Annotated in this window: 19 protein-coding genes; 8 read left to right on the forward strand and 11 right to left on the reverse strand. The window is 41.3% G+C overall.

From position 1 onward, the window contains the following. Nucleotides 1-62: 62 nt before the first annotated feature. The 4 genes from DYP60_RS01450 to DYP60_RS01460 all read right to left on the reverse strand — a co-directional run bounded on the left by DYP60_RS01450 (nucleotide 63) and on the right by DYP60_RS01460 (nucleotide 2,099). Nucleotides 63-1,277 carry an ATP-binding protein gene (locus DYP60_RS01450; RefSeq protein WP_117329080.1) on the reverse strand — a complete coding sequence of 405 codons (1,215 nt, stop codon included), beginning with the start codon at nucleotides 1,275-1,277 and terminating at the stop codon, nucleotides 63-65. Between the two features lie 127 nt (nucleotides 1,278-1,404). After that, nucleotides 1,405-1,602 (reverse strand): hypothetical protein, encoded by a 198-nt coding sequence (locus DYP60_RS01455; protein WP_133299265.1) that lies wholly within the window; start codon nucleotides 1,600-1,602, stop codon nucleotides 1,405-1,407. A 68-nt stretch (nucleotides 1,603-1,670) separates the two neighbouring features. Next, nucleotides 1,671-1,862, reverse strand: a complete 192-nt coding sequence (locus tag DYP60_RS14415; protein ID WP_206363086.1) for a hypothetical protein — start codon at nucleotides 1,860-1,862, stop codon at nucleotides 1,671-1,673. Between the two features lie 39 nt (nucleotides 1,863-1,901). After that, nucleotides 1,902-2,099, reverse strand: coding sequence for a hypothetical protein (locus tag DYP60_RS01460; RefSeq protein ID WP_117329082.1), 198 nt, complete (start codon nucleotides 2,097-2,099; stop codon nucleotides 1,902-1,904). A 222-nt stretch (nucleotides 2,100-2,321) separates the two neighbouring features. Here DYP60_RS01460 and DYP60_RS01465 point away from each other — a divergent pair, with 222 nt between their 5' ends. Continuing rightward, nucleotides 2,322-2,918 (forward strand): DUF7685 domain-containing protein, encoded by a 597-nt coding sequence (locus DYP60_RS01465; RefSeq protein ID WP_117329083.1) that lies wholly within the window; start codon nucleotides 2,322-2,324, stop codon nucleotides 2,916-2,918. A 45-nt stretch (nucleotides 2,919-2,963) separates the two neighbouring features. Further along, nucleotides 2,964-4,055 (forward strand): plasmid pRiA4b ORF-3 family protein, encoded by a 1,092-nt coding sequence (locus DYP60_RS01470; protein ID WP_117329084.1) that lies wholly within the window; start codon nucleotides 2,964-2,966, stop codon nucleotides 4,053-4,055. A 54-nt stretch (nucleotides 4,056-4,109) separates the two neighbouring features. Here the strand turns inward: DYP60_RS01470 and DYP60_RS01475 are convergent, their stop codons facing one another. From DYP60_RS01475 to DYP60_RS01485, 3 genes are all read right to left on the reverse strand, one after another. Continuing rightward, nucleotides 4,110-4,958, reverse strand: a complete 849-nt coding sequence (locus DYP60_RS01475; RefSeq protein ID WP_117329085.1) for a HipA domain-containing protein — start codon at nucleotides 4,956-4,958, stop codon at nucleotides 4,110-4,112. A gap of 92 nt (nucleotides 4,959-5,050) precedes the next feature. After that, entirely contained in the window at nucleotides 5,051-5,377 is a 327-nt protein-coding gene (locus tag DYP60_RS01480; RefSeq protein WP_117329086.1) for a HipA N-terminal domain-containing protein, read from the reverse strand. Then, nucleotides 5,374-5,586, reverse strand: a complete 213-nt coding sequence (locus DYP60_RS01485) for a helix-turn-helix transcriptional regulator (protein WP_117329087.1) — start codon at nucleotides 5,584-5,586, stop codon at nucleotides 5,374-5,376. The genes DYP60_RS01480 and DYP60_RS01485 overlap by 4 nt, the downstream gene beginning before the upstream one ends. Before the next feature lie 238 nt (nucleotides 5,587-5,824). Between DYP60_RS01485 and DYP60_RS01490 the strand changes: the two genes are divergently transcribed. Together DYP60_RS01490 and DYP60_RS01495 are read left to right on the forward strand one after the other, a co-directional pair. Next, nucleotides 5,825-7,159, forward strand: a complete 1,335-nt coding sequence (locus DYP60_RS01490) for an APC family permease (protein ID WP_206363087.1) — start codon at nucleotides 5,825-5,827, stop codon at nucleotides 7,157-7,159. Beyond that, on the forward strand, nucleotides 7,156-7,908 hold the full coding sequence (locus DYP60_RS01495; RefSeq protein WP_165849462.1) for a riboflavin kinase: 753 nt from the start codon (nucleotides 7,156-7,158) through the stop codon (nucleotides 7,906-7,908). Before DYP60_RS01490 ends, DYP60_RS01495 begins: the two co-directional genes overlap by 4 nt. A gap of 318 nt (nucleotides 7,909-8,226) precedes the next feature. Here the strand turns inward: DYP60_RS01495 and DYP60_RS01500 are convergent, their stop codons facing one another. The 4 genes from DYP60_RS01500 to DYP60_RS01520 all read right to left on the reverse strand — a co-directional run bounded on the left by DYP60_RS01500 (nucleotide 8,227) and on the right by DYP60_RS01520 (nucleotide 13,425). Next, complete coding sequence (locus tag DYP60_RS01500) at nucleotides 8,227-9,240, reverse strand: nitroreductase family protein (protein WP_117329090.1); 1,014 nt, start codon at nucleotides 9,238-9,240, stop codon at nucleotides 8,227-8,229. 265 nt (nucleotides 9,241-9,505) lie between these two features. Continuing rightward, complete coding sequence (locus DYP60_RS01505) at nucleotides 9,506-10,492, reverse strand: glycosyltransferase family A protein (protein ID WP_117329091.1); 987 nt, start codon at nucleotides 10,490-10,492, stop codon at nucleotides 9,506-9,508. Then, on the reverse strand, nucleotides 10,485-12,017 hold the full coding sequence (locus tag DYP60_RS01510; RefSeq protein WP_117329092.1) for a lipopolysaccharide biosynthesis protein: 1,533 nt from the start codon (nucleotides 12,015-12,017) through the stop codon (nucleotides 10,485-10,487). Before DYP60_RS01510 ends, DYP60_RS01505 begins: the two co-directional genes overlap by 8 nt. A 235-nt stretch (nucleotides 12,018-12,252) precedes the next feature. Further along, nucleotides 12,253-13,425: a polysaccharide pyruvyl transferase family protein gene (locus DYP60_RS01520; RefSeq protein WP_117329094.1), complete on the reverse strand. Its 1,173-nt coding sequence runs from the start codon at nucleotides 13,423-13,425 to the stop codon at nucleotides 12,253-12,255. A gap of 502 nt (nucleotides 13,426-13,927) precedes the next feature. On the opposite strand from DYP60_RS01520, the gene DYP60_RS01525 reads away from it, so the two are divergent. The 4 genes from DYP60_RS01525 to rfbD form a co-directional block, all read left to right on the forward strand. Further along, nucleotides 13,928-15,094 carry a hypothetical protein gene (locus tag DYP60_RS01525; protein WP_117329095.1) on the forward strand — a complete coding sequence of 389 codons (1,167 nt, stop codon included), beginning with the start codon at nucleotides 13,928-13,930 and terminating at the stop codon, nucleotides 15,092-15,094. A 62-nt stretch (nucleotides 15,095-15,156) separates the two neighbouring features. Next, nucleotides 15,157-16,125 (forward strand): glycosyltransferase, encoded by a 969-nt coding sequence (locus DYP60_RS01530; RefSeq protein ID WP_117329096.1) that lies wholly within the window; start codon nucleotides 15,157-15,159, stop codon nucleotides 16,123-16,125. Between the two features lie 65 nt (nucleotides 16,126-16,190). Then, a complete protein-coding gene (rfbA, locus tag DYP60_RS01535) occupies nucleotides 16,191-17,075 on the forward strand; it encodes a glucose-1-phosphate thymidylyltransferase RfbA (RefSeq protein ID WP_117329097.1) in 885 nt (294 codons plus the stop codon). Nucleotides 17,076-17,084: 9 nt separating this feature from the next. Beyond that, the coding region (gene rfbD, locus DYP60_RS01540) for a dTDP-4-dehydrorhamnose reductase (RefSeq protein WP_117329098.1) at nucleotides 17,085-17,778 on the forward strand (694 nt) is incomplete at its 3' end.

Consider the following 17,778-nt stretch of genomic DNA (forward strand, 5'->3'; position numbering starts at 1 on the left):
AGCGGTATCAGAAAAGTAATTTTGCATCGTTAGATAAGGGATAGCTCCATACTTTCCTTTCATTAAAACAGATGTTCATCAGTGAGAAACTGATATAACCCTATATGCCGTACTCCTTCAATGGTGTCTTGGAAGTGAGAGTCCATTGTTACCACGAATTTTGGATACGAATCACGGATGGCGAGTAGCGGTGCAAATTCTCTTTGTACCGTTTCTTCACTTTCTAATTTGAAGGCAACTTGCACGTACAGTTTATTAGGAGGTTGCTCTGCAATGAAGTCGACTTCCCGGGTATCCAGCTTTCCTATGTATACCGTGTATCCCCGTCTGACCAACTCGTTATACACGATATTCTCCAATATGCCGGATATATGCCTATCCCTATACCCAAAGACGGCATGTTGAAGACCGGAATCGGCAAGGTAGTACTTTTCTTGTGTTTTCAGCCGTTCTTTACCTTGGATATCATATCGTTGGACTCTCGTGATCAGGAAAGAGCTAACCAATGCATCGAGGTACGTATAGACGGTATTGATATCAACCTTTCTTGCCTGGCTCTTGAAATAATCGGCAATGCGTTTTGCAGAAATGGTATTCCCGACTGAGTCAGCGATGAAGTTCAAAATTCTTCGCAATAGCTCGACGTCCCGAATTTTATATCGCTGGACCACATCACGAAGGACTATGGAATCGAAGATGTCGTTGATGATCATATATGCCAAATTTTCATCGTAATCGGAGGTCAGATGAACAGCAGGAAAACCTCCTCGCCTGATATAGAACCAAAGCAGATTTTCTTGCGTATCCGTCTTGCCTGATCTGAATTCCAGCATCTCACTAAAGGACAATACCTGCATCTCTATATGAATGAAGCGGCCAGTAAGCAGGGTAGAGAGCTCCGATGAAAGAAGCTGTGAGTTTGATCCGGTAATATACATATCAACTTGGAAATCGAGGAATAGTGAGTTTACTGCTTCTTCCCAATCCTCCACTATTTGTATTTCGTCGAAGAACACATATGCAGGGCTCTTCATTGTTTTTAGAAGTTCTGACACATAGTTGTATAAAGCGAGTGAAGTGCGTAAGTGGTAGTACTTCATACTCTCAAAGTTGATTGAGATAATTTGCTTGCTTTCTACTCCCTCTTCGGTTAGGAGTTGTTGTATGAGCAGCATCATGGTCGATTTTCCACATCGACGAATCCCTGTGATTACTTTAATAAAGGGTTTGTTTATAAATGGTCTGATTTTCTCATAGTACAACGGTCGATTGAGCATGAATGAACACCTCTTATAAAGATTATACCCAGCAAAACTACATAAGTAAAGAAAGTTTTTATGGGTATAACCCTAAAAACTCTGGAAAAACTACCAGTTCTTATGGGTATAACCCAATAGTTTTCTCTTATAAGAGGACAATGCCAGCTTTCTCGGTGTTTCGCATGATCATTCCCCAATGGAGCGAGAGGAAAGGAATCATCATGATGGTTCCTCTCGGGAGCGAGTGCAGGGAAAGCAAGGTGAGATACCCCGTCCCTTGGGCGGAAAAGGAGGCAACGCCTCCTGAGTTCAGCTCTTGCCCTGAGGTATTGATACCTTTCATTTGACAGGCCCCTCCTGGAAGAGGGGGCACCCCTCTTCTTTCCTGCAGCATCCCCCAGCTTCTTCCCCTTATGGCTTTTGGGAAAGTATTTCTCGTCCAGTTCCACCTGCTCCGTGAGCATTGCCGTGGTTTCTTCCTCCTCCAAGGAACACAGGAGCTTGTGCCTCATCCTGAATGCCGTTGCGACATTTATGCCCAAAGCAAGTGAAACCGCTTGCAGACTGTCGCCTGCAATCGTCATCTTGATCATGTCGTTCCATGCTTCACGGCTCTGGCAATCCAAGCATCTGAACATCTGCTCACCCGGTGGATGTCTTGCCACCCTTTATGACCCTCGGATGAAGCAATCCGCATTTCGGACATCGTTCAAATATGGATCCTTCTGCAACCGTGGCTTCCTTGTCATAGGAATCGGGTATTTCTGCAATCTTGCTGAGGATGAAATCAGGTATCCCTTTCATCCGTTCAACAACTTCCTCTGCTGTCATCTTGGCCATATGTCTTGCCTCCTGCTGACAGCTTATCCCATCAGGTGTAACATATAGTGTCGTAGTCACTGATTCTTAAATACAGCCATCTTCTATTGAAATCACTCTTGTTGCGTACCAACACCCCTATTGGTTCTATAAGTTACAAGAGTAGAAAGACGTAACAATTTGTAGCTTTTCCTTGTCTCATTACATGGGTTACTCTATGCTTTGCCTAAGGAGGAACGAGTAATGATGTTATTGCATAAGTGTGACCGATGTACCCAAGAAGCAGACCACCATATTGAGAAAGCTGATAAAAAGGTGCTGCATCTCTGTTGGGATTGTTACAATGCCTATCTTTGTGAGCGGCTGGGGTTGGATGTAGCCAAATATGCTCATCCAAAGACTATTACTGTCAATCGGCAACGTTTCAAGGTGAAGATGGAGATTTATCATGATGGTGTTATCTATTATGCCTACAAAGGGAAGCCGGATGCTCTACAAACAATATCCTTTACCGCCCCCTTCGAAATGGACGGGAAGCTTGCCGTCGAAGAGCTGAAACAACGTGTTGCCAAGTTGCTTATACCCACTACCATGATGGAAGATGATTTTCTCTCCCCCATGGGAGTGATAGGTGTTGAGTATGATGAGGAAACGTATGATGATTTGGCGTTCGTCATTGATGGTGAACGGTATGATTCAGAGGAATTCCTGGATTTGCTGCTGAACTATCGTGGTTCAAATCTCCTCTATATCGCGGAACCCAGATTGCCATCTTTGGAGGCCCAGTGGTTTGGCAATGAAGAGCAATTACTCCCGAAAACACACGATGATGATCTGTAGTGTAAAGAGATGGTATTGCAGCTAAAACAATAGAAGAGGCAATTCATGCAAATAGGATGTACAAAGAAACTCCTGGATTACTTGAAGATACAAGCAGTCCCGGTAGATACTGCAATTGATCCACTCTTCTCGTGGAGTGCCAATATGATTATGGTAAACCAGAGGAGAACGATTGTGGTAAGCAATGATGCATCTCGCTATGCGTTCATTCTCTATGGCATCAAGCGAGGCGATGTGAAGAATATCGAGATTTTGCTCCTTGAGGGGGTGAGAGCCTGCCTGGAAACTATGTGCTTTGCTCCTTCCATCATTGAGCAGTACTTCCAGGATTGTGGAGAACAAGTAACGTTCAGCAAGACAGCAAATCGTTCGGTGGTTGCAGGACTGAACAATGTCTGTGAACATGCCTACTTCTTTTTTAACAGGTACTCACCCGAGGTACTGCTACAGAGGCAGGTAATTCGGTATCTCAATACAAATTTCCTGACTGTTAAGACTACAGAAGGAAGCGGTTATGTACATATTTCCGATAAATTCTCCAGTGATATTGAGCAGAAATATGGGCAACCTCTCTTTCGATGCAAGGCTGCTGTCTTTGACGTAGACCTGGAGCTGGATAGTACATGTCACCGCCGCGTTCTCATACCCCTTAATTGTACGTTCCGAGAGTTCCACAATGTATTGCAGACTCTGTTTGGTTGGTTGAATCACCATCTCCATGATTTCTGGATAGAACGACATCCAAATGGAAGGCTGAAATATACTTTGACCGGTTTCCCCCGGGAGTTTGAAGAGGAGGGGGAAACAACAAAGGATGACAGCTTGGTGTTCCTCCACGATGTATTCCCGCAGTACAGGGAAATCATCTACAACTATGATTTTGGGGATTCTTGGATAGTTCATATCCGTCTCCATGAAATTGTTGATGACTACGATAAGAATCATCCAGTGTGTCTGGACTGGGAGGGAGAAGCTCCTCCAGAGGATGTAGGGGGGCGATACGGATATGCTGAGTTGTTGGGAATACTGAAAAACCCAGAAGATCCTGAATACAAGGATATGATGGAGTGGTATAGAGGAAGTCGCCATCAATTGTTCGATTTGGGATATGTGAATAGACGTTTGCGGAACTGGTAACTATACACTTGAATCTCAGAGGATCAGAATGGTGAAAGTACGAGAGAAGTATTGCTATTCTGCAGTAATCCTATCGATTCTTGACCTGATTAGTTCCATAAGTTCTGGCTTCAGGGGGTCAGGTATACAGCTTTCTTTGATGAGTACCTCCCACTGAGGAAACAAACCAGAAACCCGCTTGACAAGTCGCTCAGCAACCTGTTCAGGCATCTCCAGATGCTCTGCAAGGTGTAAGAAATCTGAACGCTTTAGTCGTGATTTCTTTCCCCTGAGTGTTAATGCCATCTCCTGAGGGTCTTCAGGGAGGATGAGTTGTACCGGTAGTAAATCATATGCTGGGGTGAGCTGAAAGTGTTCATCCTTCGGTGCATAGAGTGAAAAGTTCTTGAGATGCATGTCAGAGTTGCCAGTGATGAAGCAAAATACCAAGACATACCAAAAGTTCGTGAGGTCAAGCATATGTTGTCTGGAGTAGGTGCGAATGATAGTTCCGCACTGCTCATAAGAACCTTGGTACTTATCCTCAGTTAATCGACCAGTGAGCTGACAAAAGTCTTCCATCGGAAGTTGAATTACATGATCTTTCTCAAAAATACGGTCAATTCGTTTTGCAATATAGGCCAATGAACCATCATTTAGTTGGATAAGTGCATTAGGAACGGTAGCAATCTTGGCAATCTTTGCCATATGCATGACCACATGTTCCAACTCTGGCAGTGCTTCATATGCCTCAGTTTGCAGTTTTACAATGTAACCAGGGGGTTTTTCAACCAATGTGAGACGGTCTGTCTGTTTCGTATGATCGAGAGAGAGGGAAAACTTTTTCTGTACTCCTGGGATTGTATAGCCACTCTGTGTCGCGTGTAGGCCTAGATTAGCTTGATCAAAATCTAGTATCGGCATCTCCTTCGTCCCAAAGAAAGAAAGGATACATCTCTGGTGCCATCCATGTAAATGAGGCTCATCTAAAATCCGCCCACAATAGAGACAACGTTTCACAATACCTCCTCAACTGATACAAATCCCACACAATCACGACATACATGGAGCAACAATCCCATCCTGTCTCTTCTGTCCAGTTTCCAATTACGGCATGCTTGTTCCAAGAGCCAGCCTTCTGGGATGAGGCCATCAAAGAAGGGGAAGAACGTTGTGCTTTGATAGGGAGCTTCCTGAAGAGGCATGGTAAGGCTGATGGGTACACTTCCAGGGGCTTGTAGATACCTAGGATCATAAGTGAACTGATAGCCTTCATCAGTTTGTGCAATAATACCTGCTGGGATGTTTCTAACAAATACTCGTCCTTGGCGTGTACTTTTCATGTTCTGTACTCTCCATCCATAGGGACTGGTCCCGCAACATGACCAAACATCTTGAGTGCCTGATTCACTTTATCCAAACGAACTGTTTGTTTCCCTTGTTCTAGTTCACGGATGAAACGAAGTCCCAACCCAGAGCGAAGTGCAAACTCCTCCTGGGTGAGTCCCGCACGTTTTCTTTGGTCTCGAATAAACATTCCAATCACGTTCATGGTTATACTATATACCCGAACGGGTATATTTCAAGAAAAATCTTTGTAGATTATCCCCGAACGGGTATTAAATATGCTTTAATGAGTAAATATATACCCGAACGGGTATAATATGAAAATTATATCTGGTCTTTCTATCCGCCAAGTATTTATCTAGGATTTCTCTCTCTGGGGGGGTCTGCTTCCTTGCACACGAGTTTGCTACCACGGTATGATTGACTCCGTTGGAGGCATTATTGTGGCAACAAAGCAGAAAAAACTTGGGACCTTTGACAGTGTACACCTCCTGATCGGGGGAATGATTGGCAGTGCCATCTTCTCTCTTTCTGGAATGACTATCCTGAGCGCAGGGCCGGCAGCCATCATCTCCTGGATTCTTGGTGCGCTCATCCTGCTTGCCTATGGCTTGCAGACAGCAGAGCTTGCCTCCCGCTATCCCCAAAGCGGAGGGGTCTTCGCATTTCCAGCGTTGCTCTTGGGTAAGACAAGGGAGCAAGGCAATCTGTGGGGGTGGATCTCAGCGTGGGCCTACCTTTTTGGGTGTATTGCAGGAGCTGCCTTCTCGGCTATCTATATTGGTATTTATCTTTCCGTCGCCTTTCCCGTCATGGGTTCCTGGCAGGTTCCACTTGGTATTACTGCAGTCCTTTTTAGTGGAGTTTTGAACGCAGTACGTTTCCGTATTACTGGAAAAACTACTACCATTCTTACCCTCTTTCTTGGTCTCACCTTGCTCATCTTCTCTGTCTCAGTATTTTCAAGTGGGAGCTGGGACGCTTCTATGTTTACTCCATTCTTCAGCCAGGGAAGCGGGGGAGTCACAGGGTTCTTGGATGCGCTTCCGCTTGCCATGGTAGCCTATGGGTCTATTGTTGCCCTCTCTTTTCTGGTTGGGGAAGTAGAGAAACCGAACAGGACTATTCCCAAGGCGATGGCCATTGCCATGAGTGTTGTCTTGGTGCTCTACTTGGTAGTGCTGGTGGCAACCTTGGGGTTGGTACCTTCATCCTACCTGCAAGAGAATGAAGAGATGCGCTACATTCCTCTCTACGCTGCAGCATTCAGTCTTCCTGGTTTAGCCTTCCTTACTCCTCTTATCTCCATCTCAGCAGTACTGGCACTTCTCACTACCATGATCGTAACCATGGCTCTTGCAAGCCATACCCTGCAAGCAACGGCAGAGCAGGGTGCGCTTCCACATTTCCTTGCAAGAACAGGCAAGGAGAATGGCGCCCCACTGACAGCAACAGCAGTAGTAGTGCTGGTAACCGGATTCTTTGCCGCCTTCCCCCAACTCACCAATCTTTTGATCAATCTTGGGGCTCTTTGTAATGTCATTGTGGTGGCAATCGTCTGTGTGACAGTCATTGCGTCGAGAAAACAACACCCAACCAAGGAAGCAGGTTTCTTCCATGCACCAGGAGGAAACCTCCTTCCCATTCTGACACTGGCCGTGTTGGTAGCCAGTTATATTCCGAGTATTATACAAGGCGGATGGCAACTTTGGGTAGCAACAATGATTTACTATGTAATTGGGCTTCTTTTCTACCGAAAGCCGAGGAGGCAGGTATGAGTGTAGCATTCGGGCATTTTGATGGGGTGCATCGTGGGCATCAGGCCATCCTTGCCCATAAGCCAGAGAACATATATATACAGCCGGTTACCGGGCAAGCAGTGCTTACCACTGATGAAGAGCGTGATGCCTTGATCAGGCAGTATGCTGGGGAGCAGTGCAACATCATTCACGTGGATAAACGCCTTGAAACCAAAGGGTTCAACTCTGTGATCGTAGGAAGCCACCACCCCGCTCTTGCCTCGCTCAAGGAGCACAATGCAAAACTTGATCTTATTGAACCTGTGCTGTACAAGGATGAACCAATTACCGCTGACCGCATTACCGATACACTGCTCAGGGGAGAGATTGAAGAAGCTGAGGAGATGCTTGGACACCCCTACGCCATGACCGGGGAAGTGGTATATGGGAGACAGCTGGGGAGAACGGTGGGCATGCCCACCGTCAATCTCAAGATAGCTACAAACAAGCTTATCCCTCGCCATGGAGTGTATGGAACCATTACCATCGTTGATGGAGTGAGATACATCGGTGTTACAAGCATCGGTCCCCGACCTACCGTTGATGATTACCCTACGGTTACCATTGAGACCTTTCTCCTCTATTTCAATCGTGACCTCTATGGTCAGGTTATAACCATGGAGATCAAGAACTTCATTCGTCCCATAACCAAGTTCGAGAGCCTTCAGGCTGTCAGGGAACAGGTGGACAAGGATGTCTTGTTCGTGTTGGAGAAGGGGTTGGAGTAGGTTGATACACGGCAATTGCAAAACCAGCTTAACTCCAATTGAGCGCTAGGGGCACTCCGGTAAAAACATCTTACCGCTCACATGCAAATCCGGGCCACCTTGGCCCCCCTACCCAACGAAAATCGCACAAGGGTGGATGATTGATGGTTTCCCCGTAGCATGACATTCACGGTTCAGTACAACGAAATTATCTGCAACCAGTCACAGTGAGTTGAAAGCCTTTCGCCTGGGCTCTTCACCTGTGGTAACTTTTAAGTTGGCTGATCATGATAATTTGCTATTCATTAAACGTAACAACTCCACTTTGTACCGATAGTGTTAATGTATTTTTAAGCATTTATCTACTGAATCACGCAAGGAAGCAGGCGCTTTAAATACATCTGGATAGTGTCCTAAGGCAATAAATCCAATCATTACTTCAGATTCTTCAAGTCCTATCAAATCCCGAATTTCTTGATCCCTTTTTCTATTAAACATTGCATTGAGTATGCAGGTAGCAACCTCATTATATGTTAAGGCGTAAACAAGAGACATTAAAAATATGCCACCATCTATATAACCTTGATTTCTTTCGTAGAAATTTGAGAAATATCTTAAGTCAACTGTGACTAATAGTAATTTATTCAGGTTGGTTCCATTTCCATCAAAACCACCTTGTAATGTGAGAGTCCTCTCAAGTAGATCCCTATCTTTTATTAAATGAACTCGCCATGATTGCCTATTACATACTGATGGTGATTTCATTGCAATTCTAATAGAATCAAATATTAATGTATCATCAACCTCAGTAGGTGAATAATCTCTTACACTAATTCTGTTCAAAGCAAGATTAGAGAACATGGCTTTTGAATTTTCTAGTATTGTTTCCTTCTGGTACTCAACCGCACCAACTAAGAGGTTTGGTGGAGTAATTTCAAATTTTTTTAGGAAATTTTCAATATCTGAAGTATATTCAGGCAGATATTCATGAGCTTTACAATATTCCTGCAAGACAATAATTGCAGAAAGGAATCTTTCTTCATCTAGAGGAAAATCTGCATTTCTATACTCAGTCATAGCCTCTCTTAAACTCATCAAAGCTCTCTGTCCAAAACCTTTTCTGAAATTCGGATTGCTTAAGCCCTTTTCCAATGCATGGGAATGAAAGGTTAATCGAGCGAATAGATTATGAATATCATTTTTCTTATTTAATCCAAATGCAAATTTTTTTGTTCTTTCAATTTCTGATTTTATTTCTCTTGAAAGTTTGAATTTTTGGATAACAGGCTTTAAAATATTTCTCATGAAATTTGGAACTAGGCTCCTCAGAATTCTATAACTACGTTTTGGCATGAAAATCTCCAATTATTTAAATATACACCAATCAAATTGCACGCAAAGAAAATATATTTCATTCAGACTCATCCGAAATAATCCCCAAGATTATTCTACCAAGCTTATCTTATACTTACTCTCATGATTCATCTATATTGGATATAGTGATTTATTTACTATTACGCATACTCCAAATCCGATTCAATACCCATTGGATATGATCTCTTGTATATCGGGGTGCTTTCCTCATGCTCAATTCTTCTTCAACTGAATGGAAGTTACATTATTTGAAAATCTTTTGTTTTGTCTTTACTGCAAATAAAATCAACCTATTATGCGTACTTAGATATAACACATGGTCTCTAAGTCTCAAACTTCCACTAGACTTCAAATCATTCATGTACCTTTTTGCTTCTGTTTGTTTCTTAAATGAAATTGCTAGACTAAATCTTTTTCTACGATACTTACTCTCGACAATTTTCTGATATTGGAGTTTCTCTTCTGTTGGAATTTCATTGATTGAGTTAATTGTATTTATGAGGATAGCCTCATGCTCGAATGTTCTAGATAACAATTGATCAAAAGTCTTTGGGTCCCTAGAATGACTATCATCGTGTTCTACAAGAAAATATAGCGTCTCATGTAAATATTTACATTTATTGCTATACAGGACTGGCAAAAGCATTTGCCAGTTTTGACCTCCAGAGGAAACAAATATTTTTCTACTAGGGATACATTCTAGGAATGTTTTTGTTCTAACCATATATGCACCCCCAGTATAAAATACATTTCTACCAAGGATTAAATCCAAGAAAAAGTTATCTTCCCCTTCTGGAGGGATTCTTTTATATGGCCGGATAGTATTCCCTGCTATATCTACAATCTCACTATCACAGAGAACAATATTACAAGATGGATTATGTTCAAGAAACTCTACACGATTTTTGACATTGTCCACATGTAGAATATCATCAGAATCTGGCCAAGTTAAATACTTGCCTGTGAAAATTGCGAGTCCTTGATTTAGGGCGGCAGCTTGTCCTTGGTTCTCTTGATAAATATATACTAATTTGATACCCGCATCATGAAATCCATTTGAATAGTTTGAGACAATATCCTTAGTATTGTCAGTTGAACCATCGTCAATGAAAATAAATTCAATATTCTTATAGCTCTGTTGCAATACGCTTTCCAGGAACCTGGGCAAATATTTGGCACCATTGTAACAGGGGGTAATCATAGATACTAATGGGCTCGAATTTTCATTCATAAGTTCTCCTAAGAAACTTCATCTTTATAATTTTTTTGAGATATATAAATTCATCTCTTTTCCTTAACAGAAGAATAAAAAAGGTATTGATTACTATCACATCAATCATACCAAAGAGAATGAAATTAATAATTGAAATGTCTTTGAAAAGAGCATTCTGAATAAATGCCAGTACAATATATGGTAGAGCTAACACAATGAGATAGAGTAAAGAATCTTTATAATATAATAGTCCAGGTTTTTTAAATACATCGCGGTACAGAATAAAAGGTCGTGACACTGTCGCTATCAAACCTTGAACAACAGTTCCAATGAAGATTCCAATCAAACCGATGTATCTAACGAGTATTATGGATAATACTAAGTTCACAACTGCTTGGGTTAATGCAATATATTTGTCTTGGTTAAAAACACCTGCGGCAGTCTTGAAGTTATTTACAACTATACGATGCCCTTTCAAGTAATAATCAATTAAAATCATGTAAACGACACTTGAAGATATGATCATTTCTGGCCCTAACCATAAGCTTATAAAGGGACCCAACAGTAACGCAAATGATATTGTAAACATTCCGTATAACCAGAATCCAACAAATCGATAAATCTTGAAAACTTCGTATTGCTTATCAATATTTTCTGTAGCTACAAGGTTCCCAAGACTTGAAATAATGGAATTAAATATAATATTGATAAAACTTGTAATCGATGTAATCACCAGAGTATAATTGGAAACAATACCTACAGTTGTTATGTTGATAAAAGAAGATATCAGGATATTATCAGTCTGATGCACTGCCACAGTGCCAATTTTATGATAGATAAGAGCTTTGATATTAATCTTAATTGGAGCAAGTTCTTCTTTTGAGAGTTTTCTACCAGAAGAGGAAGTTAGATATGGGTATTTTTTATTAATATAAGCATTAACCAAAAATTTCTGAAATAGTTCGACGAGAGTTGCAGATAATAGATAAAGGAGAAAACTTTTGTATATCAATAAAACAATGACTTGAAAGATTGAGGTAACGATAATTGTAGCAGTGTGAAAATTTGTTTGTATATAATTCTTTTGATCAGCATTAACTAAACTATATTTATACGCAATGAAATATGTGCTAACAGTATTAAATAGGAATATGGAATAGTATATCTGTAATTCTGTATAACTAATGCCTACCGGATCTTTTATTATAATATGCAAGAATGGTAGAAGCATAATCCCCATGATCGTGATAACACATGCAATCCCTATATATGCCTTTTTAAACACCTTCATTAGTGCTTTGATTTTATCAATATCATTCTCAGCAACCGGTTTGTATAGACTATAATTTAAAGCAGTAGAAATTCCCAAATCTGCTAATGATAAAACTGAGAGAACATTGGTGAACAATCCATTAACACCTAAATAGGTTACCCCAATTGAATAGATAAATACTGTTCTCAATGAAAACTTTAGTATCAAAGAGATTAGTGTATTGAGATATCCAAATTTTATATTATTTTGTGCTTTATATAATCTACTCAACGAGTTTCCTCCAATGCTATGCAATTTAATTGTTGTAGATATGTTTGGCAAGGTGAGAGAATGAAAAACACAAAAAGAGACGCTTGTAACAATTTATAGTAGTTTAAAGGTAATGACACGTATACTAAAGCGAAATACAGAAATAGTAGTGCCATAGTCTTTTTTGAAAGATTAACCCCTGCTTTGTTTTGATCCATTTTCTATCCATTAAAAGTATCAGCGAAGCTTTAGGATACTAAACTTCAAAACATGTCACAAGATAGTCGATAGCCTTGTCCCTTTCTGACTGTAATAATCGGTTTACCTCTGAATAATCAATATTCAAGAGATTGGGGTCAGAGAGCGACATGTCCAGACGTTTCTGAAGATGTAATAATGAGAACAACGATTCAATTCTAGAAAACATATTATCTCTATTGCCGGATCTTTTGTAAGTTAGAAATGGTTTTTGAAATAATAATGAAAATACTGTGCCATGAAATGAATCGGTTAGAATTAATGATGCTTGATTAATCAGTGTCAGTAGTTCTCCTGGACCAGATGTATAATATTTTGAAGTCGGTTCATTAATCCTTACAATTTTCATATGGTGTTTCCTTGCGAATCTTACGATTTCATTGTTTGTTTTGTAGTCTAGCTTACCAAGAAAATATGTAAGAATATAAGGTCCCTTTGGATTGTCATTGATAGGAATTGAAACTTTCAACCATTCCTCTTTCGTGAGTAACATTGTTGGATCTAAGACAATAGGAACATCTCTACCTGTTAGATTATTGATGATATCAGCACCTGCTTTCTCTCTCACAGAGATATGCTTTATTTCCTTCAACCACCTCGTAAAATTTTCCTTCAATTCTATTGGTAAATCTACTAGCCCAAAGCTTGGGGCATATGTGACTCTCTTGTTTTTTGGAGCAAACGTAAGAAAAAATAACTCAGAAAATTCAGGGAAAGTCGGATTCCAAACTTGGTCACTCCCAACAATAAAATAATCATATTTCTCTCCAAGCTCACTAGGAATTGAGTCTGGGTACAATCCGATATCAACTTCCTTTATATAAGTGTTTGAAAATGAGAAGAATGCTTTTTGGCGGATTAGGCGTCGTTTCTCTATTGTCCTACGTAATAACAATTCATTCCAAAAGAAATTAACTAATTTTTCAACCAATCTACTAAAAGTAAGCTTATTAATTTTTTTGAATAAATTTGACGATTTGCTTTGGGTCGCGAGTAAGTTTTCATTTTTATTTCTGATGGATAAAGTATCAACCGTATCGAAGTATTTGAGTAAAGTCTGCTGTAAAGCATAATTCTGAAATCGATTTCCGTAATTATGATAGCCATTTAAAGTTAAAATGGCTGCATTCGTTTTATATTTTTTCTTGCTTTCACTATTAAAATTTTCCAATTCTTGTGTTCCTTTGTGAGCTTATTCTACATGATGAATAATATGCTAATTTTCTTGGGTAGTAATGAAAGGGAATTCACCGTTATAAAGAAACATCATGATTTTCTCGTTTTCTCACTAGTATGAAATAATAAGACAACCTAAATCTTATATGAATTTTACATTTTGACAAAGAGTATTCTTAATAATGTGATAATGTTCGGTGAAGGTGCTGCCTATTTGGATAGACATTCAATGAAATGTTTATTGATTCTTCTCTCTCTTAATAGGAAGTTGTGTAACCATTATGCTATGCGTATGTCATCCTAGCTCGAACAATTCCCTATTTCTCTCCTAATTAGATGATTTACTGGATATCACCCAATGATTATTTGTAGTAGTGTTCCACATACTTTGTTATACTATCATCCATGGTAATTCAAACACGGGCGGTTTCATTTGGTAAAAGTATTACCAAGAGGTCGAGAAAAATGAGAGCGTTTTGTGCTTGGGGAGAATATTGGTGAATGCTAATGACATATTAAATTTGAAAAAGGAAACCAGTGAACGCATAGCAGTTCCTTTCTCGTTAATGTTTATCTTATCGTTATATTTAGTTTTGCATATTTATAATTTATTTTTTAGCTTTGGGTTTGAAAAGTTTTTTTATGCAAGCTTAACAATTGTTATATTAGGGCATACTCTTCTTACATTGCGGAATAAATTAACATGGCAGGATTTTGTTGTTGGTGTGATTTTATTTTATGCACTTGCATATTTCCGTTTTGGATCGTACAGAGGGAATGCTTCTACGTTTCTTAATATGCCATATTTATTGGTTGGATTATCACTTGGCTTGCTATTCCGATACGCAACCTTTCCACGATTCTTTTTCATCGGAATATCTATTATTGTATTATTTCCCTTTTTTTATATTTTTTATGTGCTAAAGGTTGAATCGACTTTACAAGCTTTTAACTTAAATAGAAATACTTTCCCTCGTATACTTTTGTTTACAGTTTCTTTACATGTGCTTGAAAGTTCTATACTAGGAAAAAAATACATCTGCATTTTTCCTAGTATTGCCACTGTATGGATTTCATTTCTTTCCCAGAGCAGGACCGGGTTCCTCGCTTCAATAGTTCTCTTATCTCTATTATTAATATATAATACTGTTCAATGGTACATTAGAATGAGAGTTTCGGAGTATTGGGAAGCAAGAAGGCAATGGGTATATTTAATTTTCATAATAGTTTTAGCTTTGCTTGGTATAATATTCTCACAATTATTTAATGACTCTCGTTTTGCATCTGAAGGACTATCTAGCAATGGTCGTTTAGAAATCTACAGATATTTTTTTTCCGAGTTGAATTTACGGAATTTCTTTCTAGGTTTTCATCCTAGCAAAAATGCGAATCTTCATAATTCATATTTTGCTTTAATTTCGATGTACGGTATAATAGGCGTTTTCTTTATAATTTTAATTTTTGGAGCTCTTTATCGTCTAACAAAAAAATCATTCTTGCAATTTGGCCTTTTGCTAATATGGTGTCTATATTCGATACCTGAGACCGTAGCTCCTTTTAAAGAAGGTACATTTTTATTAATGCCCCTTTTAATGCTTGCATATCCTCCAAAGCGATTGGATAAACGGATTTTCCCACTGAGGAACAGAAAAAGAACATCGTAGAAATCTATGTTTGAGGGTGTATAGTATGTACACAGGTACTAGAAGTAGATAGAGGAATCGTAGTGGGAACAAAATTCACCATTTCAATTGCAATGACTACATACAATGGGTCAAGGTATATTGAGGAGCAACTTGATTCAATTCACCATCAGACAAGGAAACCTGATCAGGTCGTAATTTGCGATGATGGTTCCAAAGATGATACCGTTGAGAAGATTCATGCTTTCATAGAAAACAATGCCTTGTCCAAAACGTGGTCTGTATGTATCAACCCAACAAATCTTGGCTATGTGGAAAATTTTTTGCAGAGTGCAAGAAAGTGTACCGGAGATTTAATCTTCTTCTCCGACCAGGATGATCTTTGGGCGCTTGATAAGTTAGAACTGATGGAGCAGGTGTTCCTACGATATAATCCTTCAGCAGTTGTTTCCAAATACAGCATGATAGATTCTGAAGGGAAGCCTCACAAAACGCTTTACTCGCTCTATAAAAACGCACCAAGTATAAAAAAATTGGGAAGACTATCTTATACTCAATACTTACGTCTTCTCTGTAGCTCTGGGAAAGCCTTGGGTTTTAAACAGATATTGCTGGATGAGCTGGAAGATATGGTTCATTCTCACGATCTTACCTATGACACTCCTATCGGAGCTATTGCAATGTTTCATGAAGGGTTCATGCTTCTTCATAAACCGCTTGTTCAGTTTCGAGTACATACTGCAAATGCGTCTGCGCCTTCAACTACTGTTTCTCATCGCACAAGCAATCGAGAGCATTTGATTACAAGTGTCCAGCATATTTTAAAAATGCACACTTTTGTGTATGAAGTGTATACCAATAAGTTGTCCAACAAAGAGCGCAGACATTTACTAAAGTCGATAGACCAGCAACAGAGTAATCTACTTGCCTTACAACAAAAGTCCTTTCCAATGTCTTTTTTTACGAAGAACATTACCCTTAATCCGGTTGTAAACAAGGTGTTCTCCCTGTTGTTAATCTGGTATGGTATTAAGTGCAGGATGCAGAGATAGCAGGAAGAACGGTGTTGTCCGGCTTTTATCTCTATTCCTAAGGATTAACCAAATGAGGAAATAGCATGAAAGGTATCATCCTGGCCGGCGGCGCCGGCACCCGACTCTATCCCCTGACCTTGGTCACCAGCAAGCAGTTGCTGCCTGTATATGACAAGCCGATGATCTACTACCCGCTTTCCACCCTGATGCTTGCCGGGATCCAGGACATCCTGATCATCTCCACGCCCGAGGACACCCCCCGGTTCGAAAACCTCCTGGGGGACGGCAACCAGTTCGGCGTCCATCTCTCCTATGCGGTACAGCCCTCACCCGATGGACTTGCCCAGGCCTTCCTGCTGGGGGAGGAATTCATCGGTGATGATGCCTGTGCCATGGTGCTGGGGGACAACATCTTCTATGGGAACGGATTCTCCCCGCTGTTGAGACAGGCTGTGGGGGATGCAGAGTCAGGCAAGGCAACCGTATTCGGTTATTACGTCAGTGACCCTGAGCGCTTTGGGGTGGTGGAGTTCGACCATAAAGGAAGAGCTGTATCCCTTGAGGAAAAACCAGCAAATCCCAAAAGCAACTATGCCGTCACCGGGCTCTATTTCTATGACAAGCGGGTGGTCCGGCTTGCAAGGCAAGTGAAGCCATCTTCCCGCGGGGAGCTCGAGATAACCGACCTAAACCGGCTCTACCTGGAAGCAGGGGACCTGCATGTCCAGCTGCTGGGCAGGGGGTTTGCCTGGCTCGACACCGGTACGATGGACAGTCTGGTGGATGCAGCGGACTTTGTCCGCATGATCGAGAAAAGACAGGGCATCAAGATATCAGCCCCTGAGGAGATCGGGTTCCGCAATGGATGGATCAGCAGGGAGGAACTAGTTAGCAGTGCCTCCCGCTACGGGAAGAGTCCCTACGGCGAGCACCTCAGGCAGGTTGCCGAAGGCCGCATACACTATTAGGATACAGGAATGGTAATTCTTATAACCGGGGCCAAGGGCCAGCTTGGCAGCGAACTGAACAACATACTCCAAAAGGGAGTCAGTGAACTGGGAGACCTTCCTGCAGCCTATGCAGGATGCAAGGTCCTTGCGGTCGACGTGGACGAGCTGGACATCACCTCGGCAGATGCGGTGGACTCCTTCTTTTCCCGGCACAAGCCGGATCTTGTCTTCAACTGTGCAGCCATGACCAATGTGGATGGCTGTGAGAGCGACGAGAAACGTGCCTACAGAGTCAATGCACTCGGGCCCATGAACCTGGCCATCGCTTCCCAGAAGCATGGCTCACGCCTGCTGCATGTCTCCACCGACTATGTATTCAGGGGGGATGGGGAAAGACCATACACCGAACATGACACCCCCAGTCCCAATACCGCCTACGGGCGGACCAAGCTTGCAGGGGAGAATGCAGTGCTGGATTCCTGCGGCAACAGCTGCATCTGCCGCACCGCCTGGCTCTACGGGTATGTGGGAAACAACTTCGTCAAGTCAATGCTGCGCCTGGCCAGGGAGAACGGCAGGCTGAAGGTGGTAGGCGACCAGGTGGGAAACCCCACCAGTGCCGTGGACCTGGCCTACCAGCTCGCACTGCTGGGAGCCTCCACGGAGACCGGCATCTTCCACTGCACCTGTGGGGGGGAGCCGGTAAGCTGGCATGCCTTTG

The organism is Sphaerochaeta halotolerans (assembly GCF_003429665.1).
Lineage (GTDB): Bacteria > Spirochaetota > Spirochaetia > Sphaerochaetales > Sphaerochaetaceae > Sphaerochaeta > Sphaerochaeta halotolerans.

What these genes read in the sequence shown, in the direction of transcription:
- DYP60_RS01495 (WP_165849462.1), top strand. Translation starts at nt 7,156, where the DNA reads ATGAGTGTAGCATTCGGGCATTTTGATGGGGTGCATCGTGGGCATCAG.
- DYP60_RS01465 (WP_117329083.1), top strand. Translation starts at nt 2,322, where the DNA reads ATGATGTTATTGCATAAGTGTGACCGATGTACCCAAGAAGCAGACCAC.
- DYP60_RS01470 (WP_117329084.1), top strand. Translation starts at nt 2,964, where the DNA reads ATGCAAATAGGATGTACAAAGAAACTCCTGGATTACTTGAAGATACAA.
- DYP60_RS01500 (WP_117329090.1), bottom strand. Translation starts at nt 9,240, where the DNA reads ATGCCAAAACGTAGTTATAGAATTCTGAGGAGCCTAGTTCCAAATTTC.
- DYP60_RS01450 (WP_117329080.1), bottom strand. Translation starts at nt 1,277, where the DNA reads ATGCTCAATCGACCGTTGTACTATGAGAAAATCAGACCATTTATAAAC.
- rfbA (WP_117329097.1), top strand. Translation starts at nt 16,191, where the DNA reads ATGAAAGGTATCATCCTGGCCGGCGGCGCCGGCACCCGACTCTATCCC.
- DYP60_RS01485 (WP_117329087.1), bottom strand. Translation starts at nt 5,586, where the DNA reads ATGAACGTGATTGGAATGTTTATTCGAGACCAAAGAAAACGTGCGGGA.
- DYP60_RS01475 (WP_117329085.1), bottom strand. Translation starts at nt 4,958, where the DNA reads ATGCCGATACTAGATTTTGATCAAGCTAATCTAGGCCTACACGCGACA.
- DYP60_RS14415 (WP_206363086.1), bottom strand. Translation starts at nt 1,862, where the DNA reads ATGGAACGACATGATCAAGATGACGATTGCAGGCGACAGTCTGCAAGC.
- DYP60_RS01480 (WP_117329086.1), bottom strand. Translation starts at nt 5,377, where the DNA reads ATGAAAAGTACACGCCAAGGACGAGTATTTGTTAGAAACATCCCAGCA.
- DYP60_RS01460 (WP_117329082.1), bottom strand. Translation starts at nt 2,099, where the DNA reads ATGGCCAAGATGACAGCAGAGGAAGTTGTTGAACGGATGAAAGGGATA.
- DYP60_RS01455 (WP_133299265.1), bottom strand. Translation starts at nt 1,602, where the DNA reads ATGAAAGGTATCAATACCTCAGGGCAAGAGCTGAACTCAGGAGGCGTT.
- DYP60_RS01505 (WP_117329091.1), bottom strand. Translation starts at nt 10,492, where the DNA reads ATGAATGAAAATTCGAGCCCATTAGTATCTATGATTACCCCCTGTTAC.